24 protein-coding genes and 1 pseudogene are annotated in these 18,293 nt (G+C 73.3%); 6 read left to right on the forward strand and 19 right to left on the reverse strand.

Going from position 1 to position 18,293, the window contains the following annotated elements; translation table 11 throughout:
* Positions 1-45 precede the first annotated feature (45 nt).
* Positions 46-1,005 (forward strand): YafY family protein, encoded by a 960-nt coding sequence (locus tag KBX37_RS23385; RefSeq protein ID WP_210778056.1) that lies wholly within the window; start codon positions 46-48, stop codon positions 1,003-1,005.
* A 27-nt stretch (positions 1,006-1,032) separates the two neighbouring features.
* Here KBX37_RS23385 and KBX37_RS23390 read toward each other — a convergent pair whose 3' ends face one another.
* From KBX37_RS23390 to KBX37_RS23400, 3 genes are read right to left on the reverse strand one after another with little or no spacing between them, the layout of a single operon-like run.
* Positions 1,033-1,695: a DivIVA domain-containing protein gene (locus KBX37_RS23390; RefSeq protein WP_210778057.1), complete on the reverse strand. Its 663-nt coding sequence runs from the start codon at positions 1,693-1,695 to the stop codon at positions 1,033-1,035.
* A complete protein-coding gene (locus KBX37_RS23395; protein WP_210778058.1) occupies positions 1,692-2,921 on the reverse strand; it encodes a globin domain-containing protein in 1,230 nt (409 codons plus the stop codon). Before KBX37_RS23395 ends, KBX37_RS23390 begins: the two co-directional genes overlap by 4 nt.
* 5 nt (positions 2,922-2,926) lie before the next feature.
* Complete coding sequence (locus KBX37_RS23400) at positions 2,927-4,090, reverse strand: nitric oxide synthase oxygenase (RefSeq protein WP_210778059.1); 1,164 nt, start codon at positions 4,088-4,090, stop codon at positions 2,927-2,929.
* Between the two features lie 66 nt (positions 4,091-4,156).
* Here KBX37_RS23400 and KBX37_RS23405 point away from each other — a divergent pair, with 66 nt between their 5' ends.
* Complete coding sequence (locus KBX37_RS23405) at positions 4,157-4,546, forward strand: hypothetical protein (RefSeq protein WP_210778060.1); 390 nt, start codon at positions 4,157-4,159, stop codon at positions 4,544-4,546.
* 11 nt (positions 4,547-4,557) lie between these two features.
* Here KBX37_RS23405 and KBX37_RS23410 read toward each other — a convergent pair whose 3' ends face one another.
* The 12 genes from KBX37_RS23410 to KBX37_RS23465 all read right to left on the reverse strand — a co-directional run bounded on the left by KBX37_RS23410 (position 4,558) and on the right by KBX37_RS23465 (position 13,610).
* Entirely contained in the window at positions 4,558-5,151 is a 594-nt protein-coding gene (locus tag KBX37_RS23410; protein ID WP_247658743.1) for a MerR family transcriptional regulator, read from the reverse strand.
* Between the two features lie 202 nt (positions 5,152-5,353).
* Positions 5,354-5,818: a bifunctional nuclease family protein gene (locus tag KBX37_RS23415; protein WP_210778061.1), complete on the reverse strand. Its 465-nt coding sequence runs from the start codon at positions 5,816-5,818 to the stop codon at positions 5,354-5,356.
* Between the two features lie 183 nt (positions 5,819-6,001).
* The gene (locus KBX37_RS23420; protein WP_210778076.1) at positions 6,002-6,700 is read right to left on the reverse strand and encodes a MerR family transcriptional regulator; all 699 of its coding nucleotides are present in this window, start codon (positions 6,698-6,700) and stop codon (positions 6,002-6,004) included.
* Between the two features lie 50 nt (positions 6,701-6,750).
* Positions 6,751-7,203 carry an FHA domain-containing protein gene (locus KBX37_RS23425; RefSeq protein WP_088962138.1) on the reverse strand — a complete coding sequence of 151 codons (453 nt, stop codon included), beginning with the start codon at positions 7,201-7,203 and terminating at the stop codon, positions 6,751-6,753.
* A 217-nt stretch (positions 7,204-7,420) separates the two neighbouring features.
* Positions 7,421-7,801: a glycine cleavage system protein GcvH gene (gcvH, locus tag KBX37_RS23430; protein ID WP_088962137.1), complete on the reverse strand. Its 381-nt coding sequence runs from the start codon at positions 7,799-7,801 to the stop codon at positions 7,421-7,423.
* Between the two features lie 56 nt (positions 7,802-7,857).
* Positions 7,858-8,877, reverse strand: coding sequence for a DUF881 domain-containing protein (locus KBX37_RS23435; protein WP_210778062.1), 1,020 nt, complete (start codon positions 8,875-8,877; stop codon positions 7,858-7,860).
* Positions 8,878-8,887: 10 nt separating this feature from the next.
* The gene (locus tag KBX37_RS23440; protein WP_067311500.1) at positions 8,888-9,220 is read right to left on the reverse strand and encodes a small basic family protein; all 333 of its coding nucleotides are present in this window, start codon (positions 9,218-9,220) and stop codon (positions 8,888-8,890) included.
* The gene (locus tag KBX37_RS23445) at positions 9,217-10,164 is read right to left on the reverse strand and encodes a DUF881 domain-containing protein (RefSeq protein ID WP_210778063.1); all 948 of its coding nucleotides are present in this window, start codon (positions 10,162-10,164) and stop codon (positions 9,217-9,219) included. Before KBX37_RS23445 ends, KBX37_RS23440 begins: the two co-directional genes overlap by 4 nt.
* Entirely contained in the window at positions 10,161-10,799 is a 639-nt protein-coding gene (locus KBX37_RS23450) for a CDP-alcohol phosphatidyltransferase family protein (protein ID WP_210778064.1), read from the reverse strand. The genes KBX37_RS23445 and KBX37_RS23450 overlap by 4 nt, the downstream gene beginning before the upstream one ends.
* A gap of 325 nt (positions 10,800-11,124) precedes the next feature.
* A complete protein-coding gene (locus tag KBX37_RS23455) occupies positions 11,125-11,565 on the reverse strand; it encodes a MarR family transcriptional regulator (RefSeq protein WP_210778065.1) in 441 nt (146 codons plus the stop codon).
* A gap of 47 nt (positions 11,566-11,612) precedes the next feature.
* Positions 11,613-12,791 (reverse strand): PP2C family protein-serine/threonine phosphatase, encoded by a 1,179-nt coding sequence (locus KBX37_RS23460; RefSeq protein WP_210778066.1) that lies wholly within the window; start codon positions 12,789-12,791, stop codon positions 11,613-11,615.
* Between the two features lie 72 nt (positions 12,792-12,863).
* A complete protein-coding gene (locus tag KBX37_RS23465) occupies positions 12,864-13,610 on the reverse strand; it encodes an SAM-dependent methyltransferase (RefSeq protein WP_210778067.1) in 747 nt (248 codons plus the stop codon).
* 118 nt (positions 13,611-13,728) lie between these two features.
* On the opposite strand from KBX37_RS23465, the gene KBX37_RS23470 reads away from it, so the two are divergent.
* The 3 genes from KBX37_RS23470 (at position 13,729) to KBX37_RS23480 (ending at position 15,365) form a co-directional block, all read left to right on the forward strand.
* Positions 13,729-14,610 carry a universal stress protein gene (locus KBX37_RS23470; RefSeq protein WP_210778068.1) on the forward strand — a complete coding sequence of 294 codons (882 nt, stop codon included), beginning with the start codon at positions 13,729-13,731 and terminating at the stop codon, positions 14,608-14,610.
* A gap of 72 nt (positions 14,611-14,682) precedes the next feature.
* Positions 14,683-14,892 (forward strand): phosphatidylethanolamine-binding protein, encoded by a 210-nt coding sequence (locus KBX37_RS23475; RefSeq protein WP_210778069.1) that lies wholly within the window; start codon positions 14,683-14,685, stop codon positions 14,890-14,892.
* Positions 14,889-15,365 (forward strand): hypothetical protein, encoded by a 477-nt coding sequence (locus tag KBX37_RS23480; protein ID WP_210778070.1) that lies wholly within the window; start codon positions 14,889-14,891, stop codon positions 15,363-15,365. The genes KBX37_RS23475 and KBX37_RS23480 overlap by 4 nt, the downstream gene beginning before the upstream one ends.
* On the opposite strand, the gene KBX37_RS23485 is transcribed toward KBX37_RS23480, so the two are convergent.
* A complete protein-coding gene (locus tag KBX37_RS23485) occupies positions 15,362-15,574 on the reverse strand; it encodes a hypothetical protein (RefSeq protein ID WP_210778071.1) in 213 nt (70 codons plus the stop codon). The genes KBX37_RS23480 and KBX37_RS23485 overlap by 4 nt on opposite strands.
* 126 nt (positions 15,575-15,700) lie before the next feature.
* On the opposite strand from KBX37_RS23485, the gene KBX37_RS23490 reads away from it, so the two are divergent.
* Positions 15,701-16,354 carry a hypothetical protein gene (locus KBX37_RS23490; RefSeq protein WP_210778072.1) on the forward strand — a complete coding sequence of 218 codons (654 nt, stop codon included), beginning with the start codon at positions 15,701-15,703 and terminating at the stop codon, positions 16,352-16,354.
* Positions 16,355-16,357: 3 nt separating this feature from the next.
* Here KBX37_RS23490 and KBX37_RS23495 read toward each other — a convergent pair whose 3' ends face one another.
* The 3 genes and pseudogenes from KBX37_RS23495 to KBX37_RS23505 form a co-directional block, all read right to left on the reverse strand.
* Positions 16,358-16,543: a hypothetical protein gene (locus KBX37_RS23495; RefSeq protein ID WP_154936871.1), complete on the reverse strand. Its 186-nt coding sequence runs from the start codon at positions 16,541-16,543 to the stop codon at positions 16,358-16,360.
* Positions 16,544-16,608: 65 nt separating this feature from the next.
* A pseudogene (locus tag KBX37_RS23500) lies at positions 16,609-17,891 on the reverse strand (hemolysin family protein).
* A gap of 64 nt (positions 17,892-17,955) precedes the next feature.
* The gene (locus tag KBX37_RS23505) at positions 17,956-18,153 is read right to left on the reverse strand and encodes a hypothetical protein (RefSeq protein WP_088962125.1); all 198 of its coding nucleotides are present in this window, start codon (positions 18,151-18,153) and stop codon (positions 17,956-17,958) included.
* Positions 18,154-18,293 lie beyond the last annotated feature (140 nt).

The following is an 18,293-nucleotide window of genomic DNA, read 5'->3' on the forward strand; positions in this document are numbered from 1 at the left end:
AGATAGCGGACAGGATCGTTCCGTGATTCGTGCGACGATGGGCGGGTGACCGTCGAGGCGACGACCGAGCGGGTGCTGCGGTTGCTGGCGATGCTGCAGCGGCGGCCGTCCTGGACCGCCGCCGAACTCGCCACCGAGCTGAAGGTCACCGACCGCTCGGTGCGCCGCGACGTGGAGCGACTGCGCGCCCTCGGCTACCCCGTGCACGCGACGGCGGGCGTCGGCGGCGGCTACCAGCTCGGCGCGGGCACCCGGCTGCCGCCGCTGCTCCTCGACGACGAGGAGGCGATCGCGACGGCGGTCTCCCTGCGGATGGCGTCGGGCGGCACGGTCGCCGGGGCGGGCGAGGCGGCACTGCGGGCGCTCGCGAAGCTCGACCAGGTGATGCCGGCCCGGCTGCGCGCCGAGGTGCGGGCGGTGCACGGCGCCACCGAGACCCTCGTCGGCCCCGGCGTGGAGATCGACGCGGAGCTGCTGGTGACGCTCGCGCGGGCCTGCCGCGACGCCGTGCGGGTGCGGTTCCGGTACGCCGGCCGCGACGGCGGGGAACGCGAGCGCACGGTCGAGCCGGTGCGGATGGTCACCACCGGCCGCCGCTGGTACCTGATGGCCCGGGACGTCGACCGCGACGACTGGCGCACCTTCCGGCTGGACCGGATGCACGAGCCGGTGGCGACGACGTGGCGCTTCCGGGCGAGGGAGCATCCGGACCCGGTCGCCTACGTGCAGCGGTCCGTCACCGAGGCGCCGTACCGGTATCTCGCCCGGGTGCGGGTGCACGCCCGGCCCGACCGGGTGCGGGAGGTGGTGCCGCCCCAGGTGGGGCGCGTCGAGGACGACCGCGACGGGTGGTGCGTGCTCGTCGTCGGCGGGGACCACCTCGACTGGCTCGCCGCGCAGGTGGCCCGGCTGGGTTTCGAGGCGGAGGTGCTGGAGCCACCGGAGCTGCGGGAGGCCGCCGCCCGGCTCGCCCGCCGCCTCGCGGCGATGGCCGGGACCGGCTGACCGACCCGGTCAGTCCCTGCTCGACAGCTAGCCGCCGAGGACGGCGCGCAGCTGGACGCTCGCCCCGCCGGCCGCCGCCGCGTCGGCCCGCAGCTGCTCCGACTGCGCCGACAGGTGCGCCTGCCACCGGTCCAACTGCTGCTGCGCCGCCGCCACCGCCGCCAGCGCCGCGGCGTGCCGCTCCTCCAACTCCTGCAACCGGCGCTGCACCTCCGGCGACGGCACACCCGCCGGCCCGACCGGCCCCACCGGCCCCGACGTGCTCAGGTCACCGGCACGCCGGTGCGCCTCGGCGAGGATCTCGTCGGCCTGCCGGCGCGCGTCGGCGATGATCTCCGCCCCCTCGGCGCTGGCCTCACCGATCGTGCGGTTCGCCTCGTCCTGCGCCCGCATCGCCAGCTCCACCGCCATCGGATCCGGCCCCTGCGGGGCGTTGCTCGGCAACGTGCCGTGCCGCAGCATCTCCACCTGGCTGAGCAGCCCGTGGTTCTCCCGCCGCTGCCGCTCCAACTCGTTGACCAGCAACGCGATCCGGTCGTCCGCCGTACGGATCACCACGGCGACCTCGTCGGCCGACAACCAGTGACTGCCCCGGAACCGTCGCGCCTCCAACATGGACAACTGGCGGGCCAGCTCTCCCTGGTCGGGCATGCCGGGCAAGGCGAGGCGGTCGGAGTGGTCGATGCTCATCGGGCACCTGTCCAGCTGAAGTCGCGCGGGGCAGCGTCGTCAGCCTCGGCGAGGGGCGGGTAGAGGGAGTGATCGTAACTCTCGGTCAGGACCTGCTCGGGCTGGACACCCGAGCGGGCCAGAATCGTGATCGTGTCCCGGGTCATCTCCGGGCTCCCGCAGACCAGCACCTCCGTGTCGGCCCACGGTCCCAACCGCACCGCCGTGTCGGCGGCCTTGCCGATCGCCCCCTGCCACCCCCACCCGATCTCCACCGTCGGCACGTACCGCAACCAGGTCGCGCCGCCGTTCTGCCACGCCGCCGCCGGGGGCATCGACGCCAACTGCGCCAACGCCTTGTCGTCGTACAGGTCGTCCGGGGTGCGACCCCCCACCACCAGCGTCGTGCGCCGCCCCTTGCCCTGCTGCAACGCCTCCACCACCGCCCGCAGCGGCGCCAGACCGGTGCCCCCCGCGATCAGCAGCAACGGCAGGTGCGGCGAACGGTCGTACGACGACAACGCCGTACCCGTGGGATGCCCCAGCAGCAGCCGGTCGCCCGTGCGCAGCTTGCGCACCAGGTGGGTGGAGAACCGACCGGCGGCCCGCACGTGGAACTCGATCGTCCCGTCCGCCCGCGGCGCGTTCGCCGGCGACAGGTACCGCCAGGTCCGCAACTGCGGCACCTGCACCGGCAGCGACTGCCCCGGCAGGTAGTTGCACAGGTAGTTCGGACGGACCGTGAACACCGCGATGTCCGAGCGGCGCCGCTCCGCGCCCAGCACCTCCGCCTCCCAGTACGGCGGGGACGTCCGCTCCGCCTCCGCCGCCCCGGCGAGCATCAGCTTCGCCACCAGCTCGTACGCCGCCGCCCACTCCGCCTGCAACGCCGGCGTCCAGTACGGCCCGAGGAACCGCTCCAACGTCGCCAGCAGCGCCTGACCCACCCAGATGTAGTGCCGCTCCCCCAGCGCCACCGGGTTGCCCCGCTGATCCTGGCCGTGGAACCGCCGGTGGTCCGCGCCCAACCGCTGCGCGAACGCCGTCAACGCCGTCGGGTCGTCCAGGTTGGTGATGATGTGGCCCAGCGCCTTGAGGAGCTTGTCCTCCTGGTACTGCATGTTCGTGGGGAACATCGACCGCGCCTCCGGCGCCACCACGAACAGCGTCGCGTAGAAGTACTTCGCCGCCTCCACACCGGCGGCCGAGAACTGCGTCCAACTCTGGCGCAGCGCCACGTTGTCCATGTTCGTCAGTCCTCCTGCGCGCGGGCCGTGTCGTGACGCTCCCGCAGCGTCGTCTTCACCACGCCACTGGGGTCGTACACCCGGTCCGTCGGCCAGATGTTCGGGTTCGGCACCGCCGTGTCGTAGTAGCGGTGGTGCACCGCGTGCAACGCCGCCCACCCGACACTGCCGTTGAGCCACGACCAGTCACCGTGCACCGGCCGCCCCGCCCGCTCCTCCTGCGCACAGAACTTCATGAACAGCTCCGACTCGGTGTGCGGGTCCGACACCCGCACCCCCGCCAGCTTGAACGAGTGCAGCACCGCCTGGTTGATCACCAGCACCGCGTGTTCGCGCCACAGGGTGTCCTCGCGACTGGTGTCCAAACCCAACCCGGCCGCCACCGCCCGCAGCTGGTCGTACCGGTCGCGGTCGCCCATGTTGCGGGTGCCGATCTCGTCGCTCAGGTAGTGGCCGTTGAACGGGGCGCAGCTGTAGTCCACCCCACCGATGCGCAGCCGCATGTTGCTGATCACCGGCAGGGCGTGCCACCGCAACATCAGATCCGCGAACCACGGATGCTCCGGATGCGACAGCGCGACCTCCCGGACCAGCTCCCGCGGCACGCCCACCACCGTCGGCTGTTCCTGCGCCGTCTCGATCACCCACGGCAGCAGGTCGAACCGGCCCGGCACCGGCGGCGGCCGCCAACCCAACCGCCGCGCCGCCTCCGTCATCCCCACCTGCGCCGGGTCGCCCAGCACCGAACCGTCGTCGCGCCGGTGTCCGCAGTAGCGGATCAACTGGTCGTTCCAGATCCGCGCCCGCGGCCCCACCCCCGGCTGGTCCGGCGCGAACACCGTGACCACCGACTGGATCCGGCCGCCGTTGTCCCCCGCCGCCAGATGCGCCGCCAACTCCTGCGCGATGCCCGCCACCGACGTCACGTGCCGCCGGTCGCGGACCTTCAAGCCCGCCCACCGGATCCGGCCCACACAGCGCACCGACTGTCGCCACGCCACCTTCGCCCCGTACACCAGCTCGTCGCGGGTGTGCCGGTACGACCCGGTCAACGCGATCTCCTCGCGGACCTCCGCCAACCGCGCCGCCAGCCCCGGCAGCCGCCGCTCACCGTGGTACAGCTCCAGGAACTCCGCCGCCTCCGCGGCGATGTCCTGCGCGCGCTCCACGGCGGCCCCGACGCCCCCCGGCGCGCGCTGCGCCGGAGTTCCGGTGACCGGACAGGAGGGACCGGCATGGTCGGCGACAGCACTGCCGGCCCGTACGGGGCGGAGGCCGACATGGTGGTCAATGTGCACTTCGGTTCGTTTCCCCGTCCTCTGGCAGGCCACGACGCGACTCTCGCGCCGCCCCCCACACATCAGCTCGGCACCACCCCACCGGCCATCACTCACAGTGACGAGCCGATGCCCTTGGTGATTGCCCTGGACAGGATTCCTGGGAAGACCACAACTGTCAACAACACGACTTCAGGCGCGAGTGTGCACACCGGACAGTCGCCGTCGCCCGCCCTTACCGGCCAACGAAACCGGCCGCGGGCACCGGACGATCAGAATCGATACGCCGTGCCGCAGGCGCGCAGCGGCGCACCGCCGCGCGCCGCCACCGGCCGCGACGCCACCTGACGAAGACCGACTCAGCCCGCCCGACGACGCGCCCGACGCGCCGCCAACTCGTCGCCCACCGCATCCGACGCCGGCTCCGCGGGCTCCCCGCCACCAGGCGTCGCCGGCTCCGCCGGCAGGTGCGACAACGACCCCTGGATCTCCTTGAACGCGCCACCGATCGCGATGCCGAACACGCCCTGGCCGCCCTGCAACAGGTCGACCACCTCCTCCGGCGACCGGCACTCGTACACCGTCGTGCCGTCCGAGATCAGCGTGATCCCCGCCAGGTCCTCCACGCCGCGCGACCGCAACGCCTCGATCGCCTTGCGGATGTTCTGCAGGGACACCCCGGCGTCCAGCAACCGCTTCACGACCTTCAACACCACCAGGTCGCGGAACGAGTACAACCGCTGCGTCCCCGACCCCGACGCGTCCCGCACACTCGGCACCACCAGCGCCGTCCGCGCCCAGTAGTCCAACTGCCGGTAGCTGATCCCCACCGCGTGGCAGGCCGTCACACCCCGGTAACCAACCGAGCCGTCACCGTCCGTGCCCACCGGCGACGACACCACACCCGGCCCGCCCCGCTCCACACCTGGCTCAGGATCCCGCGGCTCGTGCATCCCGACAACCTCCCCGTCAGTGCGGTGACACGTCGTTTCCGGGACGTGCACCCCTCGACACGGCAACCCTAGCGCCGCGCGCAGGGGTTACCGCGGAGGAACGGTCGCGACACGCCGCGCAGCGACAGACGCGCCACCACACACACCCGGGACGTCACCCACAGTGACGCCGCGGCAGAAGATGATGACCGGGGCTCGACCCTCAGCCGGCGAAGTCCTCCGGACGCACCTGCTCCAGGAACTCGCGGAACTTCTCCACCTCGTCCTCCTGCTCGTCGGGAATCACGATCCCCGCCTCGCTGAGGACCTGCTCGGCACAACGAATCGGAGCACCCACCCGCAACGCCAACGCGATCGAATCGCTCGGCCGGGCCGACACCCGCACGCCGTCCCCGATCAGCAGATCGGCGTAGAAGACGTTCTCCTTCAACTCGATGATCTCCACCGCCCGCAACGGCGCCTTCAACGCCGCCAGCACGTCCCGCAACAGATCATGCGTCAACGGCCGGGCCGGCTTGACCCCCTGCTGCTCGTAAGCGATCGCCGTCGCCTCCACCGCACCGATCCAGATCGGCAGGTAGCGGTCCCCCTCGACCTCCCTGAGCAGGACGATCGGCTGGTTGCTGGGCAGCTCCACCCGAACTCCGACCACGCTCAGCTCGCGCACCGCCGCCTCCGTGTCGTTGTCACCTACGCCCGCACCGCGCCCTTCCCTGCACGGTACACGGACCGCGACACGGTCGTCCCATGCGCTCCAGCACCACGCCCCGGGCCAGAAAAGGGTTACCCCGGCAAGCCTACGACACGCTTCCCGGGGCAGATCTTTCCGCACGACAGCTCGACGACCGGCTCACCGACCCAACGTCGACCGCAACCCCACCCGCACCAACGCGGCGTGCAACTGCTGCGACAACGCCATCAACTCCCGCGCCGTCTCCGCCGCCCGTGCCCGCGCCGCCGGATCACTCTGCCGCGCCAACGGCGCCACCAACTGAGCGAACAGACCGACCTCACGATCCGCCGCCGACCGGTACGCCCGCAGGTGCCGCGGCTCCAACCCGTACGCCGCCAGACCCGCCACCGCCCGCGCGATGATCAACGCGTCCGCGTCGTACCAGCCCGGCGGATCCGACACCAGCACACCGAGGCGCTCCAACTCGGCCAACGTCGACTCGTCGACCCCGCTGTGCGCCACCAGATCCGCCCGCCCGAGCCGCACCTGCGACGACTCGGGCTCCTCCACCGCACGGCCCGGCACCTCACCACCCGGACCCACCGCCACCAACGTCGGCCGCTGCCGACCCGGGCCGTCACCACCGGCGTCCCACTCGGCCAACTGATCACGGATCACCCGCAACGGCAGATACTGATCCCGCTGCGCGGTCAACACGAACCGCAGCCGGGCCACGTCGTCCCAGCTGTACTTCCGGTAACCCGCCGCCGTCCGCTGCGGCTCCACCAGACCCTCGGCCTCGAGGAACCGCAACTTCGAGATGGTGACGTCCGGGAACTCCGCCCGCAACTGCCCCAGCACCTCGCCGATGCTCATCAGCGGATGCGCACGGGCCGCACCGGGCGGCGAGGAGGCCGCAGGCTCGTTCACCCCCGGCCGGCCTCCTCCTCCGGGCGCGGACCGGCGATGAACACCACCCGGAACTTACCGATCTGCACCTCGTCACCATTGCTCAACGTGGCCGCCTCGACCCGCTCCCGGTTCACGTACGTGCCGTTGAGGCTGCCCACATCCCGCACCGTGAACGTGCCACCGTCACGGTGGAACTCCGCGTGCCGCCGCGACACCGTCACGTCGTCGAGGAAGATGTCACTGTCCGGGTGCCGGCCACTCGTGGTCACGTCGTGGTCCAGCAGGAACCGGGCACCCGCGTTCGGGCCACGACGAACCACCAGCAGCGCCATCCCCGGCGGCAACGAGCCGGACATCCGGCTCGGCACCACATCGGTGTCCGGGCCCTCCAGCACTTCGTCCAACGAACCGAGATTGAGCGTCGAAGTGACGTCGAGCGGGGGGAACTCGTCGCCTGGGCGCGTCATGGGACCACCTCACGGATCTGTTCGGTCAGCGTCGGGGTAATGGCGGGTCTGGCCGCCGGGCAGTCGCACACCCGGCGGCTGGCTCCCCGTGCCCGGGAAGGCAATTACACAACGCTCAACTATTGGGGTTCTCGGTCAACTGGGCGAGCCTAGCCAGCGCCGAAATGCAGGGCAACCGGACGCGCGGACAACACCCCGCGCCCGGGCAGGGCAAGCCTCAGCTCTCGGTCAGCTCGCGGTACGCACCGGCGGTCAGCAAGCCGTCCAGCGCCGACGGATCATCCGGTGTGATCTCCAACAGCCAACCCGCACCGTACGGGTCCGTGTTGATCACCTCGGGCGTGTCGCCCAGCGCCTCGTTCCGCGCCGCCACCGTCCCGCTCACCGGGGCGTAGATCTCCGACACGCTCTTGGTCGACTCGATCTCACCCAGCGGCTCACCGGCCGCCACCACCGCACCCTCGTCGGGCAACTGCACGAACACGATGTCACCCAACGCGTCCTGCGCGAAGTGGGTGATGCCGACGCGGAGCGTGCCGCCGTCGGCGCCGACCACCCACTCGTGCTCGGCGGTGTAACGCAGATCCTCAGGAATCACCAGACGCGTCCTTCATCCATCGGTGCGCCGGAGGTGATCCGACGCGGCCGCGCCGGTCAGGAGACCGGACGGGCGTGTTCCAGCTTCATCGGCGCGTGCAGTGCCGAAACCTCGGCAACCCCACGCTCATCAACGTTCACGGTACCGCCGTCACCCGCGACCGATGCGGCCACCCCGCCCGGAATCTTCAGCGCCGTCTCCATCGTCTTCGGATCACCGATCACCGTGATCGTGAACGGACCCGACAACGACCGCCCGTCCACCACCAACGAGCCGCCCGACCCGTCCAGGAAGTACGTCGACGCGATGATCCGCACCGGCGACCCGCCACTGCCGGAGATCTGCATCGCCTCCGCGCCCGCGCCCCGCAACTCCTGCACCGCGTCCAGGATCCGGTCCGCCCGGATCGGCTTGCCCGCACCCGGCCGGAACTCCACACTCAGCCCCGGACCCCGCGCCGGCAACGTCCCTGCGAGGATCCCCAACTCGTCCGCGCGCCGCCGCGCCTCGTCCAACGCCGCCTGCCGACCCTGCTCACCCGAACGCAACTGCCGCTGGCTCTCCTCCAGCGCCTCGATGTCCTGCTGGAGCCGCTTCTCCCGGGAATCCAGATCTGAGAAGATCCGGACCAGGTCCTCCTGCCGGGTCGCCGCCAGCGTCGGATCCGTCGACGTCGTCTTGAACTGGACCACCAGGGTGAACCCGAGCAGCGCCAGCAACACCGTGATCATCACGCCCGCGGAGGTCCACCGCCGACCCGCCGGCACCGGGGCCACGGCCACCCGCTCCGGGTCGACGGGCTCCGGGTCGGCCTCCGGCCGTTCCGGGTCCACCTCGGCGGGCGCCGGTTCGGCCTCGATCCGCTGCGTCTCGGCCTCCTGCGCCGGCGGCGACGCCGGCTCCTGCGCCGGCGGCTCCTGCCGCGGCGGCTCCTGCGCCGGCGGCACCAACGGGCTCAACTCGTCCGGATCTGGGGCGCCCGGCCGCGGATCCGGCTCACCCGCCGGCCCCGAGGGCCGGCGCGGCTCCGCCGGCTGCGGCCATCCCGTCCCGGTGTCGCGCTGCTCGTCGCTCATCGCCACAAACCTACGCCCGGAACAGGTGACGACGGATGGCCGCCACGTTACCGAAGATTCGCACCCCGAGCACGACCACCACACCGGTGGAGAGCTGACCGCCCACCCCCAGCTGGTCACCCAGGTACACGATCAGACCCGCCACCAGCACGTTGGAGATGAACGACACCACGAACTGCTTGTCGTCGAAGATCCGGTCCAGCTTCGCCCGCACCCCACCGAACACCGCGTCCAGCGCCGCCACCACCGCGATCGGCAGATACGGCTGCAACGCGGCGGGCACCGTCGGGTCCAGGTAGATCCCGAGAACCACACCGGCGAGCAGCGCCAGCACCGCGATCATCGGACACCTCCGGAGGGGCGGGGGGACGTACCCGAACCGGACGGCCCGGGACTCGACGAACGGTCGGCCGAACCCGACGGCGACGGGCTCGGACTGACCGAAGGCTGCGCGTAGCGTAGCCGCGGCTCCGGCGCCGCCGGCAGGGTGAGGTCGTCCGCGTCCCGGACCTGGAAAGACAGGCCGGTCTCCTTCGCCACCCGCCGCATCAGATACGCCGCCCGGCTCTCCTCGAACTTGTCGCGCATCGACCTCGGCCCGATCGCCGTCACCTCGTACGGGCTCGTCACCGGGCGGAAATCCACCAGGATCGCCGCACCCGCCGACCGGATCGTCGACGTCGCCGTCAACCGCTGACCGTTGATCGCCACCGCCTCCGCCCCGGCGGCCCACAGGTCGTTGGCCACCTTCTGCAGGTCGGTGTAGATCACCCGGGGCGGACCCGCGTCCGAGTCACCGGAGACCGCGTCGTCGTCCTTCGGCTCCGCGTCGGCCAGCCGGACCACCACCCCGTCGCCCCGTACCCGGCCCAGACCGGTCCCCGCCTCCAGGTTGCGCAACCGGGCCGCCTGCGAACCGCTCAGCGCGGCGTCGCGCTGCCGACCCACCTCCTCGCGCAGCCGGTCCGCGCGGGCGGTCATCTCGTCGGTCTCGCTCTCCCGCTGCTTGATCTGCGCGATCAGGCCGGCGCGGGCCTGGCTGCGGCTCGGCTCCTCCGCCATCGTCTCCCGGTAGGCCACCGCGAACAGGAAACCGACCACCGCGATCACCACGACGCTCACCGCGCGCGCGGAGGCGCCCCGCCACCCCGCCGGGGCCGGCGACTCCCGGCGCCGGGCGGCCGCGTCGGCGTAGCCCGGATCCAGCGGATTGCGGAACAGTTCGGTCAGGAAGTCAGGGGTGAACGCCCGGGTGGTGCGCCCGACGGAGTCCGGCGGCGCGCTCATGCCGCCGCTCCCCCGGAGCGGGCCCGCACGGACCGGACCAGCCGGGCCGCCTGCACCACGTACATGGCGCCGGCCACCCAGTAGAGCACCAGGCCCCACCAGGCCAGGCCCCAGCCGATCGCTCCGGCGGCGGTGGCCGCCGACTCCGACGCGGTGCCCACCAGCAGGATCGGGAAGGCGGCGAGCAGCAGGAAGGTGGCCGTCTTACCCACGTAGTGCACCGGCGGCGGGCCGTACCCGTGCCGGCGCAGCACCGCCAGCGAACCGACCAGCAGCAGCTCCCGGGCCAGCAGGGCGGCCGTGAACTGCCACGGCACCACCTCGCGGGCGGTGAAGGCGAGCAGCGTCGCGAGGATGTAGAGCCGGTCGGCGAACGGGTCGAGCAGCTCGCCGAGGCGGCTGACCTGGCCGAGGCGCCGGGCGATCCACCCGTCGACCCAGTCGGTGGTGCCGCCGATGGCCAGCACCACGATCGCCGCCACGTCGGCCTCCACCACCAGGAACAGGTAGAGGAACAGCGGGACGCCGAGCAGCCGGACGAAGCTGATCAGGTTCGGCAGGGTCAGCACCCGGTCGCCGACCACGGTGCCGTCCGTGCCCTGCGGGTGCTCTGCCCGAGCCGGCCGACGCGACACCGAACCTCCTCCGCAGCACGGACCGGACGCCTCCTGGGCGCCTCGGCGGGACGTGCGCGCTGACGGGCCGGCCAACGCCGGCGCCTCGGCGGCCCCGGGCTGGGGCCTCCCCTGATGCCGCCCTGGACATGGTGATCGCGGGCCGGCGAGTTGCCACTATATCGGGCTCACATATCGCCCTTCGGGGGCCGCGCTTCCGTCGTCTCGGGCTGTTCGGTGTGTGGTGCGTCACCACGCGTAGAGCATCCTAGGACACTAGTGGAATGCCGCTGACTCCGTGCCTGGGTGAAGAGGGTCAGGCGGTGCGCGCGGCGGTGGCGTCCGGCTACGCCGCCGCACCGGCCTCCACAGCCTGCCCGAAGGCCAGCAACGACAGCAGCAGGTCATTCTGCGCCCGCGCCGGCATCCGGTCGAGGATCGCCTGCACGGCCTGGTGCCGCCGCTCCTTCAGCTCACGCAGCAGGGTCTGGGCCGCGGCGGTGGGGACCAGCCGGACCTCCCGCCGGTCGCGCGGGTCGGCCACCCGGCGCAGCAGCCCGGTGGCCTCCAGCCGGTCGCAGAGCCGGCTGGCCGAGGAGGGTACGACGTCGAGCAGCTCCGCCAGCCGGTTCACGTTGGTGTCGGGCCGCGCGCTGATCAGGGCGAGCACCCGCAACTGCGTCGGCGGGACGGTGACGTGGTGCCGCGAGGTGGCGGAGTCGAGCACACCGATCAGCGCCTCGGCGGCTGCATCGATCGCCGCGGCGAGATTCGGAGGTCGCTCCACCCGGTGCCCCCTGCGATTGTTTCCGCTCGTACCCGGCTGCCGGTCCGCTACCGCTCGCCCTGACCGCTGACACCGACCCAGTCCAGACAGACGACGACAGCGTCGTCGCGCAGGTCCGCTTCGGCGTGGTAGGCGAACAGTTCGCGCATCACGGTACCAACCGCCTCGGTCGCCGGCTGCAACCGCGTGGACCGCATCGACCGCGCCATCGCCCGCTCCCCGTACGCCTCCTGGCCGCCCGGCTGCGCGTCGTAGACGCCGTCGCTGACCACGAACAGCCGGTCCCCCGGCTCCAGGTCGAACTCCTGCACGTCGTAGCGCGTCTCGGCGAACATGCCCAGCGGCAGCTGGCGCTCCAGCTCGATCGGCGTCACCGTGGCGCCGCGGACCCGCAGCAGGTGCGGGGAACCCGCGTCCACCGCGCGTACCCGACCGGTGACGGTGTCGACCGTGAGCAGCAACGTCGCCACGTGCCGTCGGCCGCGGTGCTGGTAGTGGATGGTGTCCGAGGCCAGCTCGGCCTGCTCCACCAGCCCGCCGCCGGAGCGCCGGGCGTTGCGCATCGCGTTGACGGTCAACGTGGTCAGCAGGGCGGCGGACATGCCCGTGCCGGTCCCGTTGAGCACGGTGACGGTGAGCCGGTCGGAGTCGACGGACCAGTCGAAGTGGTCCCCGCCCACGCCGTACGCCGGCTCCAACTGGCCGGCCAGCAGGAACGCGTGGTGCCGCACGCTGCGGCCCGGCAGCAGGTCCCACTGCATCTCGGCGGCCATGCTGAGCCGTTCCCGGCGGCGGGCCCGGCGGTACCGGTCGGTCTCCCGGTCGGCGGCGCGCAGCGCGGTGGCCAGCTCGTCGCCGACCTCGCCGATCGACGCCACCGTCTGCGCGTCCGCCGGCCCGGTCAGCTCGACCAGCAGCACCCCGAGCCGCTCCCCCCAGGCGGTCAGCGGCACCCAGACGCGGCAGTGCCCGTCGTCGCGGGCGTCGAGCACCGGCTGCTGGCTGCTGAAGCAGCGCTGTGCGACTCCCTGGCAGGCCAGGAAGCCGGCGTCCGGCAGGTCGGGGTCGAGCACCGGCCAGAGCCCGGTGATCCGGTAGTCGGCCAGGAACACGTCGGTGCGCGCGGCGGCGAGGCGCGACCGGACGACCCGGTCCGCGGCCTCCACCAGCTGGTCCGGCGGGGCTGCGCGCAGCGCACGGGACACCGCCGCGGGCACGTCCGGCATGTTCGTCCTCCAGGATTCTTGCTGTAGGGCAAGCATCATACGGACGCGCGGCCGGGCGCCGCACCGGCCGGGTCAGTCGGTGGGCTTGCCGGCCAGCCCGCCGTGGAACGCGTCCGGCACCGCGGCCGGCTGGCCCCGGGGCCGCCACCGGGCCACCGGCACGATGCCCTCGGGCGTCGGCACCCACCGCCCCAGCAGCGGGGCGAACGACGCCGGGGTCCGCATCCGGAACTGCGGTCCCATCATCGCCAGCGCCTGCGGGTACCCGGCCAGCTCCTCGCTGTCGAAGTCGAATGTCAGGAAGCTGCCCGGGGCCACCGCGTCGTAGAGTTCGTCCAGGGTCCGGGCCAGCGTCTCGTCGTCCAGGAAGGCGGCCAGGCCGAGGAAGACCACGCCGACCGGTCTCCTCCCCCAGCCGGGCACGAAGCGGTGCAGCTGGGCCGGGTCGACGGTGCCGATGTCGGTGGCGTCGCCGTAGCCGTAGCCGGCGCGGTCGCTGCCGGCCAGGATCCGCTGCCCGAGCCGGATGGTGACCGGGTCGACGTCGGTGTAGAGGACGGTGGCGGAGGTGGCCACCTCGTGCACGTTGCCCTGGGTGGGCAGGCCGGCCCCGAAGACGAGGAAGCCGTCGACCCCGGCCTCGGCGACCGCCCCGACCGCCCGGCCGAGGAAGTCCCGCAGGTCCCGGAAGATCGCCGCGCACGGCCCGTACGCCGCCTCGAAGGCACGGGCCGCCGCCACGTCCACCGGGAAGTGGTGCGCACCGCCCAACCAGAAGTCGATCATGCGGGCGGTGCTCGGCTGCTCCGGCTCGGCCATCGACGGCGCTCCCTTCCGACGGGGTGGGCGAAGCGTAGCGAGGCGACCGCCCTCGCGGTATCGCCCCGGCGACAGTCCCCGGGCCGCGATACTGGCCGCGGGCAGGAGGTGCGCGGCGGTGAACTCGGCGAACGGCGCGGCGGTGGTGGTGGGCGTGGACGGCTCGGAGCCGGCGCTGCGCGCCGTCCGGCTCGCCGCGGCGGAGGCGGCCCGCCGGCACCGGCCGCTGCGGGTGGTGCACGGGTTCATCTGGCCGCTGCTGCGGGTGCCCGTGGACCCGGCCGCCGACGCCCCGCCCGGCGGCGGCCTGCGCCACCAGGCGGAGGAACTCGTCGCGCGGGCGGTCGCCGAGGCGGAGGCGGCCGTACCGGGGATCCGGGTGACCGGCGAGATCATCGACGGCGAGGCGGCGGCGGTGCTGCTCGGCGAGACACCCACCGCCGTACTGGTCGTGCTCGGTGACCGCGGGCTGGGCGGCTTCGGCGCGCTGATCCTCGGCTCGGTGGCGGTGCAGGTCGCCACGTACGCGCAGTGCCCGGTGCTGGTGGCGCGCGGCGAGGAACACGGCGGCGGCCCGGTGGTGGTCGGGGTGGACGGCTCCCCGGCGGCCCGGGGGGCCGTGGAGTTCGCCGCCGAGCAGGCCGACATCCGGGGTGCCGCGCTGCACGCGGTGCACGCCTACCGCCACCCGGCCTCCGGCGGCCCCGGCGACATGCAGCCGCTGGTCTACGACGAGTCCGAACTGCGCGCCGAGGAGGACCGGGTGCTCGTCGAGGCCCTGGCCGGCATCGGCGAGCGGTACCCCGACCTGCCGATCACCCGCGAGGTGGTGCGGGACCGGGCGGTCGCCGCGCTCACCGCCGCGTCCCGCCGGGCGCTGCTGGTGGTGGTCGGCGGCCGGGGACGCGGCGAGCTGGCCGGGCTGCTGCTCGGCTCGGTGAGCCACGGGGTGCTGCACCACAGCGCCTGCCCGGTGGCCGTGGTGCGTACCCCGGACTGAGCGGTTGACCCGCCGGCAGACGGGTAGACGGCGCGGGTACGGCATGCGGTGACAGCTACCGAGGAGGCGGCTATGCCAGGACCACGGCCGGGAAGCAACGCGTACGACAAGCAACGCGCACGCCTGCGCGACCTGATCGAGCAGTCGGGGCGGGCGGCGGACCAGGAGGCCAACCAGGTCGCCAACCGGATCATGCAGGAGGATCGCGGCCAACGGGGCGTGGTCCGGGGGGAACGGACGTTCGGCCCGAAGGGTGAGCGCGAACCGGGCGATCCGAAGTGAGCGCTTCCGGTGCGGTGGACGGGGCGATCGCCGGCGCGGTCGGCAGCGCCGCGTTGAACGTGGTCGGCTACCTGGACATCGCGGTCCGGGCCAGACCGGCGAGCAGCACCCCGGAGGAGAGCATCCGACGGCTGGCGGGTCTCGCGCACGTGGACCTGGGCCCCGAGGACCGGGCGGCCAACCGCCGCACGGGCCTCGGGGCCATCCTCGGGTACGCCCTGGGGATCGGCACCGGCGCCGCGTTCGGGGCGCTCGCGAGCCGTCGGGGGCTGCCGCCGGCGGTCGCGACCGCGCTGCTCGGCGGCGGGGTGATGGCCACCACGATCGGCTCGCTCGCGACGCTGGGGATCAGCGACCCGCGCACCTGGAGCCGGTCCGACTGGCTCGCCGACATCGTGCCCCATCTGGCGTACGGAATGGCGGCCGCAGCCACCTTCAACCGGCTGCGGCCGCCCTCCGCGCGGTGCGGCTAGCCCCGGTCGTCGCTCTCGTCGTCGGCGATCGGCTCACCGGCCGGGCCGTACGGCGAGACCTGCCCCTTCGGCACCGGCCGCCCCACGTCCGCGTTGGACGTGCCCTTGTGCTGCGGATGCCCGCCCGCGTGCGTGGCGGTCTTCCGACTGTCCGTACTGGTCGCGCCCTTGGCGTTGCGGCGGAACTCCATCTGCTGCGGATTGACCACGGGTCTCTCCTTCCGACGGGTGCACGACCAGCAGGCCGCGCACCCGATTGGCTTACCCGCCGCCGTGGCGCACATTCGACCGGCGGCGGCCCGGCTGATCCGCGCCAGGGCGGGTACTGCACGGTGATGGGGGACGACCGACGGGTGGCCCGGGCCCTGCTGGACCGACAGGGACGCACCTACGCCGAGGAGGCCGGCATCCGGCTGACCGACCGGCCGGGGCCGCTGTACCAGCTGCTGGTGCTGGCCACCCTGCTGAGCACCCGGATCCGGGCGGGGGTGGCGCTCGCCGCCGCGCGGGAACTCTTCGCCGCCGGCTGGCGCACCCCGCAGGCGATGGAGGCGGCGAGCTGGCAGGAGCGGGTCGACGCGCTGGGCCGCGGGCACTACCGCCGCTACGACGAGCGGACCGCCACGATGCTCGGCACCGGCGCCCGGCTCTGCCTGGACCGCTGGCACGGTGACCTGCGCCGGCTGCACCGGGAGGCCGACGGGCAGCCGACCGCGCTGCGCCGGCTGCTCACCGAGTTCCCCGGCATCGGTCCGACCGGCGCGGACATCTTCCTGCGGGAGGCGCAGGACGTCTGGCCGGACGTGCGCCCGTACGCCGACCGGCGGACCCTGACCGGGGCGAAGCGGCTCGGGCTGCCGGCGAATCCGCGCGGGCTGGCCGGCCTGGTCGGCGAGGCGGACTTCGGCCGGCTCGCCTCGGCGCTGGTCCGGGTGGCCCTCGGCGAGGAGTCCGCGGGCGAGGTCGACCGGACGGCGGCGGCGCGGTGAGCGTCACTTGACCGGCTTGTCCCCCGGCTTGGTCAGGTTCCACACCAGCAGCGCGGCGGCCAGGGCGAGCAGCACCACCCCGCCGGAGATCCCGCCGCCCTCATCGGCGCTGCGCCCGGTGGCACCGAAGTAGATCACCGCCAGTCCGGCGAGCACCGCCAGGAACGTCCGCATTCCTCGGTCCTTCACGTTCCGCACGGTACGGCGGGTTCCGCCCCGGTACGGCGGTTTTCGCGGCCGGTAACCCGTCCGGGTCACTCGGCCCGGCCGCCGGCCGCCGGGCCGCGCAGCCGGACCCGCCGTACCGCCCGGTCGGCCACCTCGACCACCTCGACGGTGAGCCCGGGCAGCCGCACCGACTCCCCCGGCCCGGCGGGCAGCCGGCCCAGCCCGGCCAGGACCAGCCCGGCGACGGTGGTGTAGTCGCGCGGCAGCGGGAAGGCCAGTCGCACCCCCACGTCGGCCAGGTCGTGCAGCGGGAAGTCACCGGGCAGCACCAGTGCCCCGTCCGGCTCCCGCAGCACCCCGGAGACGTCCCGGTCGGTCTCGTCGTACAGTTCGCCGACGACCTCCTCCAGCAGGTCCTCCATGGTGATCAGGCCGTCGATGCCGCCGTACTCGTCGACCACCAGGGCGAGCTGTTCGTGGCGTTGCCGCAGCTGGCGCATGGCGTCGGCGACCGGCAGCGTGCCGGGCAGCAGCAGCGGCCGGCGGGCCCGCTGGCCGGCGGTGTCGCCGTGGCCGTCGACCAGGTCGCGGATGTGCACCATGCCCCGGACGTCGTCCAGCCCGCCCGGCCCCACGACCGGGGCGCGGGAGCGCCCGGTGGCGGCCATCCGGCGCATCGCCTCTCCCGCCGACAGCGAGGCGGGCAGCACCGTCACGTCCCGTCGGGGGACCAGGATCTCCCGCAGGGTCCGGCCGGCGATGTCGAACGCCCCGGACAGGACAGGATCTCCCGCTGCTGCGCCGACAGCCCCCGCTGGCTGACCAGCATCTCCCGCAGCTCCTCCTCGGTCACCTCCTGCCGCTGTGCCCGCGGGTCCCCGCCGGCGAGCCGGACCAGCAGGTCGGTGGCGCGGCTGAGCAGCCAGATCGCCGGCCGGGACAGCCGGGCGAGCACGTCCAGCGGGGGTGCGCTCAGCAACGCCCACCGCTCCGCCCACTGCATCGCCAGCCGTTTGGGGGCCAGCTCCCCGACGACCAGGGTGACGAAGGTCAGCACCACGGTCACCAGCACCACGGCCACCGGCCGGGCCGCGCCGCCGAGGAAGCCGAGGGGGCCGATCAGCGGCTGCGCCAGCGAGACGGCGGCGGCCGCCGAGGCGAGGAACCCGGCGAGGGTGATGCCGAGCTGGATGGTGGCCAGGTAGCGGTTCGGTTCGCGGGCCAGCCGGGCCAGCCGCGCTCCGGCCCGACCGGAGCGGCCCAGCTGGCGCAGCTGCGCCTCGCGCAGCGTCACCAGCGCCATCTCGCTGCCGGACAGGGCGGCGTTGATCAGCACCAGCACGGCCACCAGCGCGAGCTGCCCGAGCATGCCACCCCCTCCCCCGCCACCTTGGCCCCTACTCAACCGCAGTGGTGCCGCCGGGGAGGCCGGGTCAGTCGTTTTCCAGGTCGTCGAGGGAGATGGCGTGGGTCATCAGCCAGCGGGCCAGCGCCGACATGCCGAACAGCCACAGCGGGGCCGACTCGGTGGTGCCGTTGGTGGCGAAGATCGCGAACCGCAGGTCCGGCGCCCGGTACGCCTCGATCCGCCAGCGGTGGTTCTTGTCCCGCCAGACCGCCGATGGGTCCATGGCGTCACGGTAGGCGACGCGGCGCCCGTCCCGGTGCGGCTTCGGGTGCCAGCCCGCGGCACCACCCCTGCCCGCCGGGCCTGGCGGGGGTCAGGACGGGCGGCCGACCACCTCGCGGGCGTCGTCGGGCAGCCTGCGGG

This window comes from Micromonospora sp. U56 (assembly GCF_018070095.1).
Taxonomy (GTDB): Bacteria; Actinomycetota; Actinomycetes; order Mycobacteriales; family Micromonosporaceae; genus Micromonospora; species Micromonospora purpureochromogenes.

Excerpts from the sequence above, each read along its gene's own strand:
- KBX37_RS23390 (WP_210778057.1), bottom strand. The coding sequence starts at position 1,695 with ATGAGCATCGACCACTCCGACCGCCTCGCCTTGCCCGGCATGCCCGAC.
- KBX37_RS23395 (WP_210778058.1), bottom strand. The coding sequence starts at position 2,921 with ATGGACAACGTGGCGCTGCGCCAGAGTTGGACGCAGTTCTCGGCCGCC.
- KBX37_RS23405 (WP_210778060.1), top strand. The coding sequence starts at position 4,157 with ATGGTCGGCGACAGCACTGCCGGCCCGTACGGGGCGGAGGCCGACATG.
- KBX37_RS23410 (WP_247658743.1), bottom strand. The coding sequence starts at position 5,151 with ATGCACGAGCCGCGGGATCCTGAGCCAGGTGTGGAGCGGGGCGGGCCG.
- KBX37_RS23420 (WP_210778076.1), bottom strand. The coding sequence starts at position 6,700 with ATGAGCATCGGCGAGGTGCTGGGGCAGTTGCGGGCGGAGTTCCCGGAC.
- KBX37_RS23425 (WP_088962138.1), bottom strand. The coding sequence starts at position 7,203 with ATGACGCGCCCAGGCGACGAGTTCCCCCCGCTCGACGTCACTTCGACG.
- KBX37_RS23435 (WP_210778062.1), bottom strand. The coding sequence starts at position 8,877 with ATGAGCGACGAGCAGCGCGACACCGGGACGGGATGGCCGCAGCCGGCG.
- KBX37_RS23440 (WP_067311500.1), bottom strand. The coding sequence starts at position 9,220 with ATGATCGCGGTGCTGGCGCTGCTCGCCGGTGTGGTTCTCGGGATCTAC.
- KBX37_RS23445 (WP_210778063.1), bottom strand. The coding sequence starts at position 10,164 with ATGAGCGCGCCGCCGGACTCCGTCGGGCGCACCACCCGGGCGTTCACC.
- KBX37_RS23460 (WP_210778066.1), bottom strand. The coding sequence starts at position 12,791 with ATGCCGGACGTGCCCGCGGCGGTGTCCCGTGCGCTGCGCGCAGCCCCG.
- KBX37_RS23465 (WP_210778067.1), bottom strand. The coding sequence starts at position 13,610 with ATGGCCGAGCCGGAGCAGCCGAGCACCGCCCGCATGATCGACTTCTGG.
- KBX37_RS23475 (WP_210778069.1), top strand. The coding sequence starts at position 14,683 with ATGCCAGGACCACGGCCGGGAAGCAACGCGTACGACAAGCAACGCGCA.
- KBX37_RS23490 (WP_210778072.1), top strand. The coding sequence starts at position 15,701 with ATGGGGGACGACCGACGGGTGGCCCGGGCCCTGCTGGACCGACAGGGA.
- KBX37_RS23505 (WP_088962125.1), bottom strand. The coding sequence starts at position 18,153 with ATGGACCCATCGGCGGTCTGGCGGGACAAGAACCACCGCTGGCGGATC.